Genomic DNA, 19,816 nt, shown 5'->3' on the forward strand with positions numbered 1-19,816 from the left:
TTTATCCGATAAGTTTCTGTGCGGATAGGTCTGGATTCCCGCCTGCGCGGGGGTAGCGAAGCAGACTTGCGTAAGCTAATGACGATAATCGGTTGTTACGGCTGTTTCAGACGACCTTCGTTATTCCAGTCACCGTAGGTAGAGCATTGATGCCCGACCTACGATTGTTTCAGACGGCCTCCATCATTTCAGCCCCGCCTAAAACTTCCATTCCGCGCTCACGCCCACGCTTCTGGGGCGTTGGTAGAGTGCGTCTTGGCGGTCGGCGCTAGAAATGAATATGGGTCGGCGGCGGTTGAACACGTTGTCGGCGTAGAGCGAGATGCGGCCTTGTTTGAAGTTGTAGGCGGTGTAGAGGTTGACTTGGTTGTATGCGCCGATTTTGCCTGATTCGGCATTGTCGGCGGCGGAGTAGTAGCCGCCGTAGAAGCGCACGTCGCCGCCGGCTTCCCAGCCTTTGTCGTTCAGGTATTTCACGCCGATGTTGGCGGTGTATTTGGGCGCACGGCCGAGTTTGTTGCCTTCGATGCCACTGTCGGGATAGCTTTTGATTTTGGTGTTGAGCAGCCCCAGTCCGGTGGTGAGTTTCAGGCTGTCGGTCGCCTGCCAGTCGGCGGCAAGTTCCGCGCCGTAGGTATGGACTTTTTTGGCGTTGCGGATGACGACGGAGTTGGTGCCGAGATAGAAGGGGAGCTGCATGTCGCGGTAGTGGTTCAGGAACAGGTTGCCGGTGAGTTGCAGGCGGTGGTCTGCGCTGCGCCAGCGGGTGTACCACTCGTAGTTGTTCACATATTCGGGTTCATAAGTGTAGGTTACGACAGGGCGGCCGAAGGTGATGCCCGCGCCGCCCGGATTGTAGCCGCGCGCGGCTTTGATGCCGCTGACCCATTGGTCGGTGGGTTTGAAAGCGATGTCGATTTTGGGCAGGAACACGGTCTGGCCTTTGTCTAAATCAAGGTGCAGCGCGCCGCTGCCGCCGCTTCGTTTGTGCGTTTCTTTTTCAAGGCGGGCGGCGGCCGTGATGTCCCATTTTTCGCTGGGGCTGTATGTGGTTTCGGCAAACAGGGCGCGCACGCTGTTGCGGTCGTCAAAGGTGTTGCGGCCGCCGACGCTGCGGATATCTACCCATTCGTCTTGTTTGCTGCGGAAGTAGTGCAGTCCGGCAAGGCCTTTCAGACGACCTTTGTTGGAAAAATGCAATACCGGCTCCCATTGCAGTTCGCGGCCTTTGAGTTCGGCGGGCACGCCTTGCGGGCTGACGGTCATCGGCAGGTGCAGCCGCTCGTTGTGGTAGCGGCCGTAAATCAGTTTGTTTTCCAGTTTCAGATAGTCGTTAAGCTGCCACGATACGTCCCAGATGCCCGATGTCGAGCCGGTTACGAACACGGGCTTTTCTTTTAAAAAGCGGCGGCTGGCGGTGTTGCCCATGATTTCGTTTTGCGGCGCGCGCGAACGGATGTGGTTCAGCGTCAGGCGGCTGTAAAAATCGGGATGGTTTTCGGGCGTGAGCAGGAGTTTGAAGCGCACGTTGGTGTTTTCCACGCGGCGCGGGTTGCCGGTCGGCTCATAGGACACGAACGGTTCGTAGCTTTCGCGTTGCTGCCGCTCCGCGCTCAAGCGGAAGGCAAGGTTGTTTTTCACAATCGGGCCGGACACTACGCCGGCAACATTACGCGTTTTTTGGTTGCCCAAACCCAAGCGCAGCGCGCCTTCCCATTCGTCGGTCGGGTCTTTGGAACGCATCACCACCGCGCCCGCCACCGCGTTCTGCCCGCGCACATGGCTTTGCGGCCCGCGCAAGACTTCCACCTGCTGCATGTCCCACAGCGACTGCGTGCCGAAGGCGAATTCATTGTAAGTGGCGGAGCGGCCGTCTATGGAGAGGTTCAGGCGCGGCCGCGTGCCCGCGAAAAACGCCACCGCGCCGACGGCGGGACCGGAGCCGTCCACACCGCGCACGGTCGGCAAATCGTTGCCGCTGCCCAAGTCCACCGTGTTTACGGTCTGTTTCAGCAGGTCGGTCGCGGAAAGGTTGTGGCCGCTGCGGTCGATGTTCGGCGTGGTGAAGACGCGGTTGGACGTGGCGGTTTCAAAGCCGCTGCGGTTGGTGCGTTCGCCGGTTACGACGACTTCTTCCAACTGCACCTGTTCCGCATCTTGCGCCGCATCGGCGGCATAAATCCATTCGGAGGCGAAAGCGGCAGCAATCAATAGGGGGAGGCGGCGGAGGGTGTGTTTCTGCATTTCCTTATCCTTTCAGACGGCATACGTCGGGGTGGATTGAACATCAGGTAATCCAATTGCTCCGTCAGTATGCAAATATTTGTGTTTACACATTTACATAAAACAAACTATTAATGTAAAGTATAAGAAATAAGAAACAGGAATGCAAGTGTTTATCATTCACTTTGTTTCCCCTCTTATCGTGAATTGTCCAAAAAAATCCCTCTCCTATTTGGGGAAGAAGGTTGGAGGAGGAAAATTATGTAATCTTCATGAATTTAGCCTGCTAAGCATTCGACAGCCTCTATCAGTAGGGCAGTGAAGGAATAAGGAAAGAGGCCGTCTGAAACGCCGCCGTATTGCCATTGCCGCCGTGGGGAAATATGATGAGTATCCGACTTGCGGATAACTTTAATGAAAACCCTTTATGAACAAAATCAAAATCTTCTTACCGTCATGACTGCCAGCAAACAACAAACCATCGCCGACACCGCCCGCCGCCTGTTCCGCGAACATGGCTTTTCCGCCGTATCCGTAGGCAGCATCTGCGCTGAGGCCGACGTCAGCCGCGTCACTTTTTACAAATATTACAGCGGTAAAAACGCACTCTTGCAGGCAATAGTTACCGAGCAGAAAAACCGCGTCCGTGCCGAATTTGAAAATCTGCTTGAACGGCAATGCAGCCTGCGCGAAGCCGCTGAGGCTGTGTTTGCCCTGCAAAAACAATCGTTTGAAGAACTTTATTCCGCCGCTTTCCTGCGCGACATTGAAGAGAACATCGATTTGGAGCTGGAGCGCTTTTTCCGCGAATTGAACGAAGAAAAATACGCCTTTATGCGCGGATTCTTCCATGCTCTGCAACAACGCCGCCTGATTCAGCCCGATTTGCCGGTGGAACTCATCGACCTGTTCATTCGTCAGGCGGATATATTGATGCGCCATCCTCAACTGACCGCGCTTTATGCCGCCGCGCCGCAAAAGCTGCCGCAAGACGTATTGGGATTGCTGCTGCACGGTTTGTCAGGGAAAGAATAGATAAAAAAGAATAGAAAAATTTTAAATATGAATATTCGGACGGCCTTTCGGTAAATAGCTACCGAAAGGCCGTCTGAATGTCTAAACGCGTTTACATACCGCAGGTTTTGGGTTTATTTGCCAAAATATTGATGACTTTGCGTTCGGCTTTTTGCGGTTCGATTTTGATTTCGCTTTCGTCTTCTTCGCTGCCGTCGGAGAAACGTTCCGGCATTTTTTCGCTGTCAAACGCCAAGTCGCCGCCGTGTTTCAGGTTTTGACCGCGTTCCAAGCCGACAAAGTCGAAGAGTTCGGTATCGACTAAATGTGATGGAACGACGTTTTGCAGGGCGGAGAACATGGACTCGATACGGCCGGGGAAGCGTTTGTCCCAATCGCGCAGCATGTCGCCGATAACTTGGCGTTGCAGGTTGGGCTGGGAGCCGCAGAGGTTGCATGGGATAATTGGGAATTGCTTCAGCTCGGCGTATTTGATCAAGTCCTTCTCTTTGACATACGCCAGAGGACGGATGACGATATGTTCGCCGTTGTCGCTCACCAGTTTGGGCGGCATGGCTTTGAGTTTGCCGCCGTAAAACATATTCAGGAACATGGTGGCGAGGATGTCGTCGCGGTGGTGTCCCAAGGCGATTTTGGTGCAGCCCAATTCTTTTGCAGTGCGATAGAGAATACCGCGGCGCAAACGGCTGCACAGCGAACAAGTCGTTTTGCCTTCGTCCAACACGCGTTTAACGGTGGAGTAGGTGTCTTCTTCAACGATTTTGTAGGGAACGCCGATACTTTCGAGATAGGTCGGCAATACTTCTTCAGGGAAGCCCGGCTGTTTTTGGTCGAGATTGACGGCGACCAGTTCGAAATCAATCGGCGCACTGGCTTGAAGCTGGCGCAGAATATCTAAAAGGGCGTAGCTGTCTTTGCCGCCGGAGAGGCAGACCATGATTTTGTCGCCCGGTTCGATCATATTGAAATCGTTAATGGCATCGCCGACGGCGTGGCGCAGGCGTTTGCTGAGTTTGTTGTTTTCTAATTCTTGCTTGGTTTTTTTGGACATGGCTGTTTGTGCTTTGAAATAATAGAAAAATTTAAGGGCGGTATTGTACCTCAAAAGAATAAAGGCCGTCTGAAAAACTGCGCTTGCTTGGTTGAAGCGGCGTTTTCAGACGGCCTGATATTTGTGCTTTATTTGATTTGAAGGGCGGTAATTTTGATTTCAACCTTCCAGTCTGGTGAAGCCAGTTTCGCTTCCACGCAGGCGCGGGCCGGAGCGCGCTCAGGGGCTGTCCATGCGTCCCAGGCTTCATTCATAGCGGCGTAGTCGTTCATATCGGGCAGATAGATGGTAGCTTCTAAAATGTGGGCTTTGTCGGATTGGCATTGTGCGAGCCATGAATCGATTTGCGCCAAAACGTTTTCAGTTTGTGCTTTGGCGTCGGCTTCAGGATTTTCGGGAACCATGCCAGAGAGGAAAACCAAGCCGTTGGCTACGACGGCTTCCGAATAGCGTTTGCTTGTGCCAAGATAGCGGATGTCCATGTTGTCTCCTGATTTCAAAAAGAAGGTATGGTAACATTGCAGTTGTTTACGTTCCACATTTAAGAGGGGCCGTCTGAAAAGGGTGGCGGAAAACAACCATGAGTAAAGCAGAATATCCGGTTACGCAGGCAGTGCGCTTTTTACGCAGTAAGAAAATTGATTTTGTCCCTTATGTTTATGCGTATGAAGAACATGGCGGTACGGCGCGTTTTGCCGAATGTACGGGCAAGCCCGAGCATCAGGTCATCAAAACGATCGTTTTGCAGGATGAGCATAAAAAAGGCTTGGTTGTGTTAATGCACGGCGACAAACATATTTCTACCCGCAATCTGGCGTGCGAACTGGGCTTGAAACACATCGTGCCGGCAACGGCAGATCAGGCGGCGAAATGGACAGGATATTTGGTTGGCGGTACGTCGCCGTTCGGTATGAAAACCGCATTGCCGGTTTATGTGGAAGAAAGCATTTGGGCTTTGGACGAGATTTTTATCAATGGCGGCAAACGTGGGTTTATCGTAGGCATGAAGCCTGAAAACCTGCGGACGCTCAATCCGAAAGATGTTCATGTTGCAGTCGATTCATAAAGGATAGGAATACAGATGGAACAATTAAATTTATACGAAATCTTGGGTGTATCTCAGGATGCTGATATCAGCGTTATCCGCGAGGCTTACGGTAAATTGGTTGCCAATCCGGATATTCAGAAAGATGCGGAGCGTTTCAAAGCCATCGGACAGGCGTTTGAAGTATTGTCTCATCCGGAAAAACGTCTGGCTTATGATGCGGCGATGCAGTACGAGCGTCAGGAAGTCAAAGAAAACAGCTTCAATGATACGGCGGCCAATCATACGGCAAACTATAATACAGGGAACAATAATACGGGGGGCAATATGGTCAATACGTCCAAATCCGAAGTGAAAAACTATGTTTTTATTGCCTATGTGACATATGCCTTGGGCTTGTTTATTTGGTTTACACCCGTCGTCGGTGTGATTTTGGCGTTTATCAAACGCGATGAAGCGCAAGGCAGCATTTACGCCAGCCATATTGATTATCTGATTAAGACATTTTGGGTGTCTTTGATTGGTATGGTTTTAGGGATGCTGACCATACTTATCTTAATCGGTTGGCTGATTTTGGCGGCAACCGGTGTTTGGCTCATTTATCGTGTAGTCGTCGGATTGATTAAACTGAATGAAGATAAGCCTGTTTCTAATCAAGGATGGTTCTAAAGCATGACATATTTATTGGCAAGTATCGTTTGCAGCGTGTTGGTTTCAGTACTGCTGAAAGTGGCGCGCAAGCAAAAAATCAATATCGAGCAAGCGGTGGCGGTGAACTACATCGTTGCCATCACTTTGACCATGCTGGTGTTAAAGCCTGATTTGAGTAATCCGCAGGTATTTTTACCGACTTGGTGGCTTTTTGCGGCATTGGGCATTTTGCTGCCAAGCGTGTTTGTCATTATGGGCAAATCGGTAGATGCGGCAGGTATCGTCAAATCGGATGCGGCGCAACGCTTATCGCTGTTTCTGCCGATTGTCGCTTCATTCACGCTTTTCCATGAGCAGTTGACCGAAGGCCGTCTGATCGGTTTGGTATTGGCATTTACGGCACTGTTTTTCTTGCTTTGGAAAAGCGATGGCGGCAAGAAATCCGGTGGCTTCAGCACGCAAGTAATGCTGCTTTTGGGCGTTTGGTGCGGCTACGGCGTCATCGATATTTTATTCAAACAAGTGGCAAAAAGCGGTACCGCGTTTGCCGGCAATTTGCTGGTGGCGTTTTGTTTGGCCGGCATCTTGATGTTTGGCTACCTGTTTGCCAAAGGAAGCAAATGGACCAAAGAGGGCATAGTAGGCGGTATGATTTTGGGCTGTCTGAACTTTTTGAATATTGTTACCTACATTTCTGCACACCAAATCATGAAGGATAATCCGACTTTGGTGTTTGCGGGTATGAATATTGGTGTGATTGTTTTGGGTACGCTGATTGGTGCGGCAATATTTAAGGAAAAAATCAGCAGCATTAATGCAGCCGGTATTAGCATTGCTATTTGCTCGATAGCCTGCCTGTTTTACTGGCCGCAGATTCGCAGCTTACTGGGTTAAAAATACTCAGGCCGTCTGAAAGTTTTCAGACGGCCTTATTTTTATTATAAAATAGCCATTTATGCGCCGATTTGTCCGTATGGAAATTAATTTGCGCTTACGGGCGTTTCTATGTTAAACAAAGAAGTTGAACTCACACAATAATATCGATAGTTACATCATGAAACATATTAAAAAACACATTCAATGCGCCGTTCTCGGCATGCTGGTATTGTCCGGCTGTCAATCGTATCAGGAAGATCAAAGCCGCCGCAGCAAAATGGCTCAATTCGCGCTTAACCATCCCGTAGCTGCTCAAGTTATCGGCATGGAAGACGAAGGCTTAATCAATATGACCAGTAATGCCACACGCTTTGCCGAGCGTACAGGTTTGGACGACAAAGCAAACGGCGACAGTAGGGGAACACAGGTCAATGCCGTACGCCAAGCATTATGGCAGGCGGCGATTGCTTCCAAATTCGACAGCATTATTGCAGAAAAAGCAGGTAATGCGCGTCTGACGGATATGGAATTGCGTGAAGGTAAAGATGACTACTTCAGCCGCTACCTTGCCGACCAAGCGGTTGATCAGCGCAACAACCGTATCGGCCGCAGTATCGGCAGTGCCAAGCCTGACAGCGATATGAAAACGCTAGCGGCAAGCATTTTGTTCTACTACAACAAAGTAGGCTTATGGACGGCTTCCGAAGTGAAAAACCGTTGGCACATCAAACAGGAAAAACTTTCAGACGGCCAGTATGCCGAGGCATTGAAAAATATCGCCCAATTGGATCAAAACGGCATGACCGAACAGGAACGTAGCGGTTATAAAACCGATACGCTCAGCGAAATCAAGCGTTCGGTTAAGGCCATGCGTCAAGTCGAAGACTGATTTTAAGACTTCATCATTTAAAGGCAATTATTATGAATTTCCCTCCGCGTTATGTCTCAAACACCCGTATGCGCCGTATGCGTAAAGACGATTTTTCACGTCGCCTGATGCGCGAGCATACTTTGACAGCAGATGATTTGATCTATCCGGTTTTTGTATTGGAAGGCCAAAATCAGGAAGAGGCGGTCCCATCCATGCCGGGTGTCAAACGCCAAAGTTTGGACAAATTATTGTTTACCGCTGAAGAAGCACTGAAGCTCGGTATTCCTATGCTGGCTTTGTTTCCTGTGGTAACGCAAAATAAAACCGAGTTTGCGGAGGAGGCTTATAACCCTGAAGGCTTGGTGCCGACAGTGGTACGAACCCTGCGCGAGAAATTCCCAGAGTTGGGTATCATGACCGACGTTGCCTTGGACCCCTATACCATTCACGGCCAAGACGGTTTAACCGATGAAAATGGCTATGTCCTCAACGATGAAACCATTGAAGTTTTGGTAAAACAGGCTTTGTGTCATGCTGATGCGGGCGCACAAGTCATTGCCCCGTCAGACATGATGGACGGACGTATTCTTGCCATCCGTGAAGCCTTAGAAGATGCTGGACATATCCATACGCGCATTATGGCGTATTCGGCAAAATATGCTTCAGCGTTCTATGGCCCGTTCCGCGATGCCGTCGGCAGCTCCGGCAATTTGGGTAAGGCAGACAAGAAAACCTACCAAATGGACCCTGCAAACACTAATGAAGCCTTGCACGAAGTAGCATTGGATATTCAAGAGGGCGCAGACATGGTCATGGTAAAACCGGGTCTGCCATATTTGGATGTCGTCTGTCGAGTCAAAGACGAGTTCGGCGTACCGACTTATGCTTACCAAGTTTCCGGCGAATATGCCATGCTTCAGGCTGCCATTCAAAACGGCTGGTTGGATGGTGAAAAAACCATTTTGGAGAGCCTGTTGTCATTCAAACGCGCCGGCGCTGATGGTATTTTGACTTACTATGCGATTGAAGCGGCAAAATTGTTGAAGAAGTAAAATAAAGAAATAAATCAAAAAGCGGCAAACAGTGTTTATCCTGTTTAGCCGCTTTTTTATATTACTTAAGATTGGCTCAATAGGGCCTGACTAAGGTTTATTTTTTGAAAATCTAAAGAGTTTTGCATAAATAAAGGCCGTCTGAAAAACAGTTACCTGATTTTTCAGGCGGCCTTATATGATTTAAACCTTAGTGGTGGCTGCAACCGCCGTGGGTTTCACGCAAAGCTTCGGCTGCTTGTTCGTCTGCGTGGTAGCTGGAGCGAACCATTGCGCCGATGGCGGCATTGGTAAAGCCTAATTCGTATGCTTCTTTTTCAAAAACTTTGAATTGATCGGGCGTTACATAGCGTAAGACGGGCAGGTGGCCGTCTGAAGGTTGCAGATATTGGCCGATGGTAATCATCTCGATATTGTTGGCACGCATATCGCGCATGATTTCGCGCACGTCCTCGTCTGTTTCGCCCAAGCCGACCATGATGCCGGATTTGGTCGGAATATGGGGCATCATTTCTTTGTAGCGGCGCAGAAGCTCGAGGGAGTGTTGGTAGTTGGCACCCGGACGGGCTTTTTTATACAGGCTTGGATGGGTTTCCAAGTTGTGGTTCATCACGTCGGGCGGGGTTTCTGCCAAGATTTCCAGTGCGATGTCCAGACGGCCGCGGAAATCGGGAACAAGGATTTCGATTTTGGTATTCGGGCTGGTTTCGCGGATGGCTTTGATGCAGTCGGCGAAATGTTGGGCACCGCCATCACGCAGGTCGTCACGGTCGACGGAAGTAATCACGACATAGCGCAGGTTCATGGATTTGACGGATTCTGCCAAGTGTTTAGGCTCGTCAGGATCCAACATATTGGGGCGGCCATGACCAACGTCGCAGAACGGGCAGCGGCGTGTACAAATATCGCCCATGATCATGAATGTGGCCGTACCTTTGGTAAAGCATTCGCTGATATTTGGACAAGATGCTTCTTCGCACACGGTATGCATTTTTTGTTCGCGAAGAATGTTTTTGATTTCAAAGAATTTCTTACCCGGTAATTTGGCGCGGATCCATTCGGGCTTTTTCAATTTTTGTTCCAATGGAACAACTTTAATCGGAATGCGTGCAGTTTTGTCTGCGCCTTTCAGTTTGATGCCGCGTTTAGGGTCGTGTTTTACTTCTTCACTCATGGTGATGTGTTCTTTCTGTCGTTATAAAGGCCGTCTGAAAAGCTTATTGTAGTCTTTATGACCTAGGGGCTTGTGGGTTCAGAGGGGCAGTTAAAAGATGGCGTTGGGGTTGAATATTTTCAGACGGCCTTATGCCAGCTCTTTTTGTAAATGCTTGGTCAGTTTGTCCGAAACTTCTGCCAAGCTGGGTGCCGGAGAGACGTAGTCAGCAATTTGGGTCATTTCCATACCGGCATAACCGCAGGGGTTGATATGGGTAAACGGACTTAAATCCATGTTCACGTTAAGCGCCAAGCCGTGGTAAACGGAGCCGTCTTTGATACGCAGGCCCAGGGAAGCGATTTTACGCTCGCCGACATAAACGCCTGGACGTTTGGGATCGGCGGCTGCTTCGATGCCGTATTCTGCCAAGGTAGCGATGATGCTGTTTTCAAGTGCGGAAACGATATGGCGCACACTGGTCTTACGGCGTTTGAAATTGATCATCGTATAAACGACCAATTGGCCGGGACCGTGGTAGGTAATTTGACCGCCTCTGTCAATTTGGACAACGGGTATATCGTCGCGAATGAGGAGGTGTTCAGGTTTTCCGGCCAAGCCCTGGGTGAATACGGGCGGATGTTCGACCACCCATAATTCGTCTTCGGTGTTTTCGTCACGCGAGGCATTAAATGCCTTCATGGCTTCGAAAGTCGGCAGGTAATCGACCAAGCCTTTGTGCACGATTTTCATTACAGCACCACTTTTACCAATTCGTGTGAAGTCAGGTCGCGGTAAATATTGTCGAGCTGCTCTTGGTTATCAACATTTACTTTGACGGTTGCGCTGGTGTAGTTGCCTTTGCTGCTTGGGCGCGTAGTAATGTGGTGCGGCTCGGTATCGGGAGCATGTTTGCGCACAGTTTCCAAGATGGCGGATTCAAATTCCGGATGAACCGCGCCCATGACTTTTACAGGGAAGGTGCAAGGGAATTCAATTAATGATTTTTTTTCGGTTGAGTCTGTCATGGTTTACTACCTTGTTTGGTTAGCCAGGGCCGTCTGAAAAGTTTTCAGACGGCCCAAAATCCGATATATTTTATCGTAAACGTCCATATCGGGCTATTAAAAATGATGTTTTCGAAAATAGGTGCGGATAAGCTGTTTTCAAGTCTTGAAATGGAGCGCTTCAACCCAATTTTGAGCTACATTCTGATTTAACAATGATTGAGATTTCTAACTATGCCGACAAAAGACAAATATTTCGAGGAATACAGTGCGCTGGCTACCTTGCCTTTACGCGATGTCGTGGTGTATCCGCATATGGTATTGCCGCTGTTCGTCGGTCGTCCTAAATCGATTGCGGCCCTTGAGGCGGCAATGGCCAATGATGATCCGGTTTTCCTGTTGGCCCAGCTTGACCCTAATACAGAAGACCCTAAAGCTGAAGACTTGCACCAGACCGGTACGGTTGCCCAAGTTTTGCAGGTTTTGAAGCTGCCTGACGGTACTGTTAAAGTGTTGGTGGAAGGTATCCGTCGTGCGCGCGCGTTGACGGTTGACGAAACAGGCGGATTGTTTTTGTCCCATGTTGAGGTGATTGATGAAAATAGCGACAAGGACAATCCCGAAATTGAAGCCTTGCGCCGTACCTTGCTGACTCAATTTGAGCAATATGCGAAATTGAACAAAAAAATTCCTGCCGAAGTCATCAGTACCATCAGCAGTATCGATGACAACAGCCGTCTTGCCGATACGATTGCCGCGCATTTACAGCTGAAGTTGGAGCAGCGTCAATATGTGCTGGAGACCGCCGGCATTGTCGAACGTTTGGAATTTCTGCTGGCTCAGTTGGAAGCCGAACTCGACATCATGCAGGTTGAGAAACGCATCCGTGGCCGTGTAAAACGTCAAATGGAAAAATCCCAACGCGAGTATTACTTGAATGAGCAAGTGAAAGCGATTCAGAAAGAATTGGGCGAAGAAGACGAGCGCGGCGAGCTGGACGCGTTGGAAGCAAAAATCAAAGAAGCAGGCATGAGCAAAGAGGCTGAAGAAAAATGTCTGTCTGAATTGAAAAAACTGAAAATGATGCCGCCGATGTCTGCGGAATCTACCGTCGTGCGCAACTACATCGATACTTTGCTTGAGTTGCCATGGAAGAAAAAATCCCGTGTCAGCAAAGATATTGCCAAGGCTGATTTGATTTTGAATGCCGACCACTATGGTTTGGAAAAAGTCAAAGAACGTATTTTGGAATATTTGGCTGTTCAAAAACGTATGGACAAGCTCAAAGGCCCGATTTTGTGTTTGGTCGGTCCTCCGGGAGTGGGTAAAACTTCCTTGGGCGAATCGATTGCCAAAGCTACAGGCCGTCAATATGTGCGTATGGCATTAGGCGGCGTGCGTGATGAAAGCGAAATCCGCGGCCACCGCCGTACCTATATCGGCTCTATGCCGGGCAAAATCCTGCAAAACATGGCAAAAGCGGGTGTAAAAAACCCATTGTTCCTGCTTGATGAAATCGACAAAATGGGCAGTGATTTCCGTGGCGATCCAGCCAGTGCATTGCTTGAGGTGCTTGATCCTGAGCAAAATAACAAGTTTGCCGACCATTATGCCGAAGTCGATTACGATTTGAGCGATGTGATGTTTATTGCCACTTCAAACAGCTTGAATATCCCGACTCCGCTGCTTGACCGTATGGAAATCATCCGTCTGTCCGGTTACACGGAAGATGAAAAAATCAATATCGCCATGCAATACCTTGTGCCGAAACAAATGAAGCGCAATGGTGTGAAAGAGGGTGAGTTGGTGGTTGATGAAAGTGCGGTGCGCGATATTATCCGTTACTACACTCGCGAGGCCGGCGTCCGCTCGTTGGATCGCGAAATTGCCAAAATCTGCCGCAAAGTAGTAATGCAGGTTACCTTGAATGAGGATAAGAAAAAAGCGTCCAAATCCAAAACAGCAAGCAAGGCCAAGCCTAAAGCAATTAAAGTTACTGAGAAAAATCTGCATGACTATCTAGGCGTGCGCCGTTTCGACTATGGCGTGGCCGAAAGCGAAAACCGCATCGGCCAGGTAACCGGTCTGGCTTGGACTGAAGTCGGTGGCGAGTTGTTGACTGTTGAGGCGGTTGCCTTGCCGGGCAAGGGTACGATTCAATGTACCGGCCAACTGGGCGATGTGATGAAAGAATCAGTATCGGCCGCATGGTCGGTTGTCCGTTCCCGTGCCGAATCAGTGGGTCTGGCTCCTGATTTTTACGAGAAGAAAGACATTCACGTCCATGTGCCGGAAGGTGCGACGCCGAAAGACGGTCCAAGCGCAGGTATTGCCATGACTTTGGCGATGGTTTCTGCCTTTACCAAAATTCCGGTGCGTGCGGATGTGGCGATGACCGGTGAAATCACTTTGCGTGGCGAAGTGTTGCCGATCGGCGGTTTGAAAGAAAAACTGCTGGCTGCTTTGCGCGGCGGCATCAAGCATGTATTGATTCCGAAAGACAACGTCAAAGATTTGGAAGAAATCCCTGAAAATGTCAAAACCGGTCTGACCATCCATCCGGTCAAATGGATTGATGAAGTGTTGGCTTTGAGTCTGGAAACTCAGCCTGAGCAATGGGTTGCCGAATTGGCAGTTGCCGAGACCGTGCAAACTCCTAAGACAAAGTCAAGAACAAAAGCAACCAAGCATTAAGTTGGCCGTCTGATGTTGCAAAAAATGTGGTTTTGCCCTGAATGCCCCAAAAATAGGGCAATTCCACATTTTTTACTTGACATGATAATTTCAGAATTGCTATAAAGTGCGTATGTGCTTTGAAAGCGCTCAAGCCCCGAGTATTCGGGCATTTCATCATCTTTATACGATAGGAAGGGACTAATTGTGAACAAGTCTGAATTGATCGAAGCAATTGCTCAAGAAGCCGGCATTTCCAAATCTGCTGCGCAAAAAGCTTTGGATGCTACTACTAATGCCGTAACCAACGCATTGAAAAGCGGCGACACTGTTACTCTGGTCGGTTTCGGTACTTTCTACGTCGGCGAACGCGCCGAACGTCAAGGCCGCAACCCAAAAACTGGCGAGCCTTTGACTATTGCTGCTGCTAAAACTCCTAAATTCCGTGCCGGTAAAGCATTGAAAGACGCTCTGTAATTTAGAGTCTTTCCCTGAATGGGAATAAAAAACCGATTTGATTCGGTTTTTTATTTTGAAGGCCGTCTGAAACCTTTCAGATGGCCTTTAGTTTGTTGAGTGCATAAAAAGGCTGAAATCCTAATGATAAAAGGATTTTAGCCTTTTTAGTTTATCTTGTTACATTTGATTTTTATATTGATATACCTTATCATTAAGGGAAACAATAACAGTATTCAAAACAAACCGCACTTATCGAAAGAAGGGGCAAATAGCCATTCGTAAACAATCTTTCAAATGTGCTACACATTCATCATACTTCTCACGTTTTTTCAATAATCTATTTTTAAAACAAAAAGAAAAGAGAGACTTATGTCTGCTGTTCCTTTGTCGCGCCTGAAAAAAGGCGCAGTCGTACATATTGATTCCATTGCTCCCAATCCTGTTTTTGGTGATTTGGATACCTTGGTAACCCGTCGTCTTGCAGATTTGGGTTTTTCCAGCGGAATGCCGTTGCAAGTGATTGCAGTGGGTGGTTTTGGGAGAGGCCCGTTTGCGGTACGTTTGGGTAACCAATCTCAATTTTCCCTGCGTTCGGAAGAGGCCGGGAAGATTATGTGTCGTATCGTTGAGGCCGTTTAAGGCCGTCTGAAAGAATAAGGAAAAATGATGGAACTAAGCTATTTTGCCTTGATTGGCGCGCCAAACTGCGGCAAAACCGTTTTGTTCAACGGTTTGACCGGCTCACATGCCAAGGTTGCCAATTATCCGGGCGTAACTGTCGATAAGCGCGAGGGCGCCTTCCTCGACGACGAGGCCGTCCGCATTATCGACCTGCCGGGCACATACAGCCTACGCACGACCAGCCCCGACGAAGCGGTGGCGAAAGATGTAATGGTAGGCAAGATGGGCATTCCGCCCGATGCCATTATTGCCGTTGCCGACGCGACCAACCTGCGTATGACCCTGCGCATGATTTTGGAACTGAAAACGCTGGGACTGCCTATGGTGGTGTCGCTGAATTTGAGCGACGTGGCCCGCAAAAGGGGCTTGAATATCGACGCGGCCAAACTGAGCGAGTTGTTGGATGCACCTGTTTTGGAAACAGTTGCAGTGAGCGCGTCGGGTGTACAGGCTGTACGCGAAGCCGTGGCGAAGCTGCCGCGCAAACGCTCTTTCCCCGCAAACCCCGCCTCTGCCGAACGCACGCTCGATGCGCTGGATAGCGACAAACTTTATCAAGAAGTCGAATCGATTTTGGCACAAGTGGTACGCACCCAGATGACGCTGCCCGCATGGCACAAAAAACTCGACGACATCGTGCTGCACCCCGTCTGGGGCATGATTATGCTGCTGGTCATCCTGTTTATGGTGTTCCAAGCGGTTTACACATGGGCGGCGCCGATTATGGACGCCATCGAAGGTGGCTTTACCGCGCTGGGCGAATGGATAGGCGCCAACATGGAGCCGGGCATCCTCAACGATTTGCTGGTCAACGGCGTCATTGCCGGTTTGGGCAGCGTGTTGGTGTTCCTGCCTCAGATTACGATTTTGTTTGCCTTTATCCTGCTATTGGAAGACTCAGGCTATCTGCCGCGTGCAGCCTTCCTGCTGGATAACATCATGGCAAAAAGCGGTTTGTCCGGCCGTTCGTTTATTCCCCTTTTGTCCAGCTTTGCCTGTGCCGTTCCTGCCGTGATGTCGGCGCGTACCATTAACGACCCGCGCGAACGCCTTGTTACCATCGCGGTTGCGCCGTTGCTGACTTGTTCCGCACGTTTGCCGGTGTATGCGCTGATTATCGCCGCTGTTATTCCTGACCGTACAGTGGGTGGGATTTTCAACCTGCAAGGCCTGACATTGTTTATTCTTTATATCGTAGGCATTCTGTCGGCCGCATTGGCAGCGTATATCATGAAACGCTTGGCGCGGATGAAAGGCAATGTGCAACAATTCCCACTTTTGATGGAATTGCCGACTTTCCGTACGCCTAACTTCAAACACATCATGACCAGCTTGTGGGATAGGGTAAAAGCCTTCCTGAAACGCGCGGGTACCATCATTTTTGCGTTGGCCGTGGTTCTGTGGGGCTTGGTAAGCTGGCCGCAACCGCCTGAAGGCGCAACCGGTGCCGCCATCGATTACAGCTTGGCAGGTACGCTTGGTCATGCTATTCAGCCGTTTTTTGCACCTTTGGGTTTTACTTGGGAAATGTGTATCGCCATGATTCCGGGTATTGCCGCGCGCGAAGTGGTCGTTGCCGCATTGGGTACCGTTTATGCCGTCAGCGCGTCGTCTGAAGATGCCGTACAAAACGCATTAATTCCCATCATACACAACAACTGGGGCTTGCCGACCGCCTTTGCCTTCTTGGCTTGGTATGTGTATGCTCCGATGTGTGCCGCGACTTTGACCGTGATTAGACGCGAAACCAAATCCACGAAAAATATGCTTATGATTACAGGCTATTTGTTCCTGATGGCTTATTTTGCCGCATTTGTGGTTTACCAACTTTCTTCAAGGATACTATCGTCATGACTCAATATATTATCGTCGGCTTGATTATGCTCGCCTGCGTATTCTTCCTCTTGCGAAAATTCGTGTTCAAACCGAAAAAACGCGACTGCAGCAGTGGCTGCGGCAAATGCGGTGGTTGCGGTTAAATATTGATAACCAGAAAGAAGAAAGGTCGTCTGAAAAGAGGTTTCAGACGACCTTTTTAACGCAAACCGTTATAATAACGCCCCATCCATTTATACAATACATTCATTCCATAAAGTCATGAAAACCCTGCTCCAACTCCAAAGCGCTGCACAAAATTTCGCCGACCACTATAAAAACCAAACCGACGAACGCCGTGAAAAAGACACTTTTTGGAATGAATTTTTTGCGATTTTCGGCATTGATCGCAAAAACGTCGTCCACTTCGAATATGCCGTTAAAGACCCGAGCAACAACACCCAATTTGTCGATGTCTTTTGGGAAGGCATCTTCCTGGCAGAACACAAATCCGCCAACAAAAACCTAGCCAAAGCCAAAGAACAGGCGGAGCGTTATTTGCAGGAAATCGAGCGCACCAAGCCGTCTGCCTTACCTGAATATTACGCCGTCAGCGATTTTGCCCATTTCCACCTTTATCGTCGCGATCCTAAAGAAGGCGTAGAAAACCAATGGCAATTCCCGTTGGAAGAATTGCCCGAATACATTACGCGCGGCGTTTTCGACTTTATGTTCGGCATCGAAGCCAAAGTCCGCCAAATTCAAGAAGAAGCCAATATTCAAGCGGCGACGGCCATTGGCAGACTGCACGATGCCTTGCAGGAAGAGGGCATTTACGAAGAACACGAACTCAGGCTCTTCATCACGCGCCTGCTTTTCCTCTTTTTTGCCGACGACAGCGCCGTTTTCCAGCGCAACTACCTCTTTCAAGACTTTTTAGAAAGCTGCAAAGAGGCCGATATGCTTGGCGACAAGCTCAATCAACTCTTTGAATTCCTCAACACACCCGACCAAAAGCGCAGCAAGACCCAAAGCGAAAAATTTAAAGGTTTCGAATACGTCAACGGCGGCCTTTTCAAAGAACGCCTGCGCACTTTCGACTTCACCGACAAGCAGCACCACGCCTTAATCGACTGCGGTAATTTCGACTGGCGCAACATCAGTCCAGAAATCTTCGGCACGCTCTTCCAATCCGTCATGGACGCACAAGAGCGGCGCGAAGCAGGCGCACACTACACCGAAGCCGCCAACATCGACAAAGTCATCAACGGCCTTTTTTTAGAAAACCTGCGCGCCGAATTTGAAGCCGTCAAAGCCCTCAAACGCGACAAAGCCAAAAAACTCGCCGCCTTCTACCAAAAAATCCAAAACCTGCAGTTCCTAGACCCGGCCTGCGGCTGTGGCAATTTCCTTATCGTTGCCTACGACCGCATCCGCGCCCTTGAAGACGACATCATCGCCGAAGCGCTCAAAGACAAAGCAGGCGGCTTATTCGACAGCCCGTCCGTCCAATGCCGTCTGAAACAATTCCACGGCATCGAAATAGACGAATTTGCCGTCCTTATCGCCCGTACCGCCATGTGGCTCAAAAACCACCAATGCAACATCCGCACGCAAATCCGCTTCGACGGCGAAGTCGCCTGCCATACGCTGCCGCTCGAAGACGCCGCCGAAATCATCCACGCCAACAGCCTCCGCACACCTTGGCAGGCGGCAGACTACATCTTCGGCAATCCGCCCTTTATCGGCTCGACCTACCAAACTAAAGAGCAGAAAAACGACCTCGAAAGCATTTGCGGCCATATCAAAGGCTACGGCCTGTTGGATTACGTCTGCAACTGGTATGTCAAAGCCGCCGGCATCATGGCGCAGAATTCCCAAGTTCAGACGGCATTTGTCTCCACCAATTCCATCTGCCAAGGCCAGCAGGTCGAAATCCTCTGGGGCAGCCTTTTGAACCAAGGCATCGAAATCAACTTTGCCCACCGTACCTTCCAATGGACGAGCCAAGCCGCAGGCAAAGCCGCCGTCCATTGCATCATCGTCGGCTTTAGCCGCAAACCGCAAACGTCGTCTGAAAACGGCGGCGCAAACGCTTCGGCAAATCCCGCTCTGCCCAAATACCTCTACGACTATCCCGACATCAAAGGTGAACCCCAAAAACACGCCGTAGCCAACATCAATCCTTATCTGATTGATGCGCCCGATTTGATTATTGCCAAGCGCAAAACCCAAATCAGCGGAGAAATTGAAATGGTTAGTGGAGGCAAGCCTACCGAAGGCGGCAACCTTATCCTTTCCACCGATGAAAAAGAAGCCTTGATTGCTACCGAACCATTGGCGGCAAACTACATCCGTGCCTTCTCGATGGGTAACGAATTCCTTAATGGTATCGAACGTTGGTGCATTTGGTTTAACGGCGTACCTGATGTCAAACGCAACCACGACCTGAAACAGATGCCTCAAGTCCAAGCCCGTATTCAGGCAGTCAAAGCCATGCGTGAGGCTAGTAAAGATAAGCAAACTCAAAAAGATGCTATGACTCCTTGGCTTTTCCAGCAATTACGCAATATTTCAGACGGCAATTATCTTGCCATCCCTAAAGTATCTTCTGAAAATCGCCGTTTCATTCCCATCGGCTATTTGGATTCCCAAACTATTGCCGGAGATAAGCTATTCATGTTACCTAATGCCACTCTTTACCACTTTGGCATTCTCTGCTCCACCATGCATAATGCCTTTATGCGTACTGTTTCAGGCCGTCTGAAAAGCGATTACAGCTATTCCAGTTTAATTGTGTACAACAACTTTCCCTTCCCAGAAAGCTGCCGTAAACCCAACGATGACGAAACTGCCTGTCAGGAAGCTTCGGGCAAAAAAGGCGAAACGCCAAGGCCGTCTGAAAACAATCCCCTCCGTTCCGCCATCGAAGCTGCCGCCCAAGCCATCCTTGACACTCGCGAGAAATACCGTGCCGATGCGCTTGCTAACGATCTGCCTCCCCCTACGCTCGCCGAACTTTATGCGTCCGACGCAGGCTATCCCGACCTCGTCAAAGCACACGCCACCCTCGACAAAGCAGTAGATAAAGCCTACGGCTACAAAAAAGGCAAAAACACTGACGATGAGGCAGAACGCGTCACCTTTCTGTTTGACCTATACCGAAAGGCAATAGAAAGCCAAAATACCAAGCCGCCCAAAAAATCCAAATAAAGGCAAACGGC

General features: G+C 49.6%; 18 protein-coding genes. 12 read left to right on the plus strand and 6 right to left on the minus strand.

The features are described 5' to 3' along the window. Positions 1-198: 198 nt before the first annotated feature. Complete coding sequence (locus tag ACTHSN_RS06950) at positions 199-2,244, minus strand: TonB-dependent receptor (protein ID WP_070460769.1); 2,046 nt, start codon at positions 2,242-2,244, stop codon at positions 199-201. A gap of 393 nt (positions 2,245-2,637) precedes the next feature. On the opposite strand from ACTHSN_RS06950, the gene ACTHSN_RS06955 reads away from it, so the two are divergent. Beyond that, complete coding sequence (locus ACTHSN_RS06955) at positions 2,638-3,258, plus strand: TetR/AcrR family transcriptional regulator (protein ID WP_070460767.1); 621 nt, start codon at positions 2,638-2,640, stop codon at positions 3,256-3,258. A gap of 91 nt (positions 3,259-3,349) precedes the next feature. On the opposite strand, the gene ttcA is transcribed toward ACTHSN_RS06955, so the two are convergent. Both ttcA and ACTHSN_RS06965 read right to left on the minus strand, forming a co-directional pair. Next, positions 3,350-4,309 (minus strand): tRNA 2-thiocytidine(32) synthetase TtcA, encoded by a 960-nt coding sequence (ttcA, locus tag ACTHSN_RS06960; RefSeq protein WP_107792031.1) that lies wholly within the window; start codon positions 4,307-4,309, stop codon positions 3,350-3,352. 128 nt (positions 4,310-4,437) lie between these two features. Further along, positions 4,438-4,791 carry a RidA family protein gene (locus ACTHSN_RS06965; protein WP_049349838.1) on the minus strand — a complete coding sequence of 118 codons (354 nt, stop codon included), beginning with the start codon at positions 4,789-4,791 and terminating at the stop codon, positions 4,438-4,440. A gap of 98 nt (positions 4,792-4,889) precedes the next feature. On the opposite strand from ACTHSN_RS06965, the gene ACTHSN_RS06970 reads away from it, so the two are divergent. From ACTHSN_RS06970 to hemB, 5 genes are all read left to right on the plus strand, one after another. After that, entirely contained in the window at positions 4,890-5,375 is a 486-nt protein-coding gene (locus ACTHSN_RS06970) for a YbaK/EbsC family protein (protein WP_070460765.1), read from the plus strand. A gap of 15 nt (positions 5,376-5,390) precedes the next feature. Continuing rightward, positions 5,391-6,023: a DnaJ domain-containing protein gene (locus tag ACTHSN_RS06975; protein ID WP_070460763.1), complete on the plus strand. Its 633-nt coding sequence runs from the start codon at positions 5,391-5,393 to the stop codon at positions 6,021-6,023. Between the two features lie 3 nt (positions 6,024-6,026). Next, complete coding sequence (locus ACTHSN_RS06980; protein WP_107769386.1) at positions 6,027-6,899, plus strand: DMT family transporter; 873 nt, start codon at positions 6,027-6,029, stop codon at positions 6,897-6,899. Positions 6,900-7,059: 160 nt separating this feature from the next. Beyond that, entirely contained in the window at positions 7,060-7,770 is a 711-nt protein-coding gene (locus tag ACTHSN_RS06985; protein WP_107810999.1) for a DUF6973 domain-containing protein, read from the plus strand. 32 nt (positions 7,771-7,802) lie between these two features. Further along, positions 7,803-8,804 carry a porphobilinogen synthase gene (gene hemB / locus ACTHSN_RS06990; protein ID WP_440365221.1) on the plus strand — a complete coding sequence of 334 codons (1,002 nt, stop codon included), beginning with the start codon at positions 7,803-7,805 and terminating at the stop codon, positions 8,802-8,804. A 190-nt stretch (positions 8,805-8,994) separates the two neighbouring features. Here hemB and lipA read toward each other — a convergent pair whose 3' ends face one another. From lipA to ACTHSN_RS07005, 3 genes are all read right to left on the minus strand, one after another. Then, positions 8,995-9,978, minus strand: coding sequence for a lipoyl synthase (gene lipA, locus ACTHSN_RS06995; protein WP_070591250.1), 984 nt, complete (start codon positions 9,976-9,978; stop codon positions 8,995-8,997). A gap of 129 nt (positions 9,979-10,107) precedes the next feature. Beyond that, positions 10,108-10,710: a lipoyl(octanoyl) transferase LipB gene (gene lipB, locus ACTHSN_RS07000; protein ID WP_049352317.1), complete on the minus strand. Its 603-nt coding sequence runs from the start codon at positions 10,708-10,710 to the stop codon at positions 10,108-10,110. Then, positions 10,710-10,985 (minus strand): HP0495 family protein, encoded by a 276-nt coding sequence (locus tag ACTHSN_RS07005; protein ID WP_049328369.1) that lies wholly within the window; start codon positions 10,983-10,985, stop codon positions 10,710-10,712. Before ACTHSN_RS07005 ends, lipB begins: the two co-directional genes overlap by 1 nt. A 213-nt stretch (positions 10,986-11,198) precedes the next feature. Between ACTHSN_RS07005 and lon the strand changes: the two genes are divergently transcribed. From lon to ACTHSN_RS07035, 6 genes are all read left to right on the plus strand, one after another. Beyond that, the gene (gene lon, locus ACTHSN_RS07010; RefSeq protein ID WP_070625334.1) at positions 11,199-13,658 is read left to right on the plus strand and encodes an endopeptidase La; all 2,460 of its coding nucleotides are present in this window, start codon (positions 11,199-11,201) and stop codon (positions 13,656-13,658) included. 186 nt (positions 13,659-13,844) lie between these two features. Then, a complete protein-coding gene (locus ACTHSN_RS07015; protein ID WP_070625332.1) occupies positions 13,845-14,114 on the plus strand; it encodes an HU family DNA-binding protein in 270 nt (89 codons plus the stop codon). A gap of 351 nt (positions 14,115-14,465) precedes the next feature. Beyond that, positions 14,466-14,735 (plus strand): FeoA family protein, encoded by a 270-nt coding sequence (locus ACTHSN_RS07020; protein WP_003746882.1) that lies wholly within the window; start codon positions 14,466-14,468, stop codon positions 14,733-14,735. A 27-nt stretch (positions 14,736-14,762) separates the two neighbouring features. Continuing rightward, a complete protein-coding gene (feoB, locus tag ACTHSN_RS07025) occupies positions 14,763-16,631 on the plus strand; it encodes a ferrous iron transporter B (RefSeq protein ID WP_049323195.1) in 1,869 nt (622 codons plus the stop codon). Continuing rightward, complete coding sequence (locus tag ACTHSN_RS07030; protein WP_003683546.1) at positions 16,628-16,756, plus strand: FeoB-associated Cys-rich membrane protein; 129 nt, start codon at positions 16,628-16,630, stop codon at positions 16,754-16,756. Before feoB ends, ACTHSN_RS07030 begins: the two co-directional genes overlap by 4 nt. A 118-nt stretch (positions 16,757-16,874) precedes the next feature. Further along, the gene (locus ACTHSN_RS07035) at positions 16,875-19,805 is read left to right on the plus strand and encodes a class I SAM-dependent DNA methyltransferase (RefSeq protein ID WP_070460747.1); all 2,931 of its coding nucleotides are present in this window, start codon (positions 16,875-16,877) and stop codon (positions 19,803-19,805) included. The last annotated feature ends 11 nt before the right edge of the window (positions 19,806-19,816 follow it).

It is taken from the genome of Neisseria sp. P0009.S010 (assembly GCF_051958545.1).
GTDB classification, from domain to species: domain Bacteria; phylum Pseudomonadota; class Gammaproteobacteria; order Burkholderiales; family Neisseriaceae; genus Neisseria; species Neisseria subflava_A.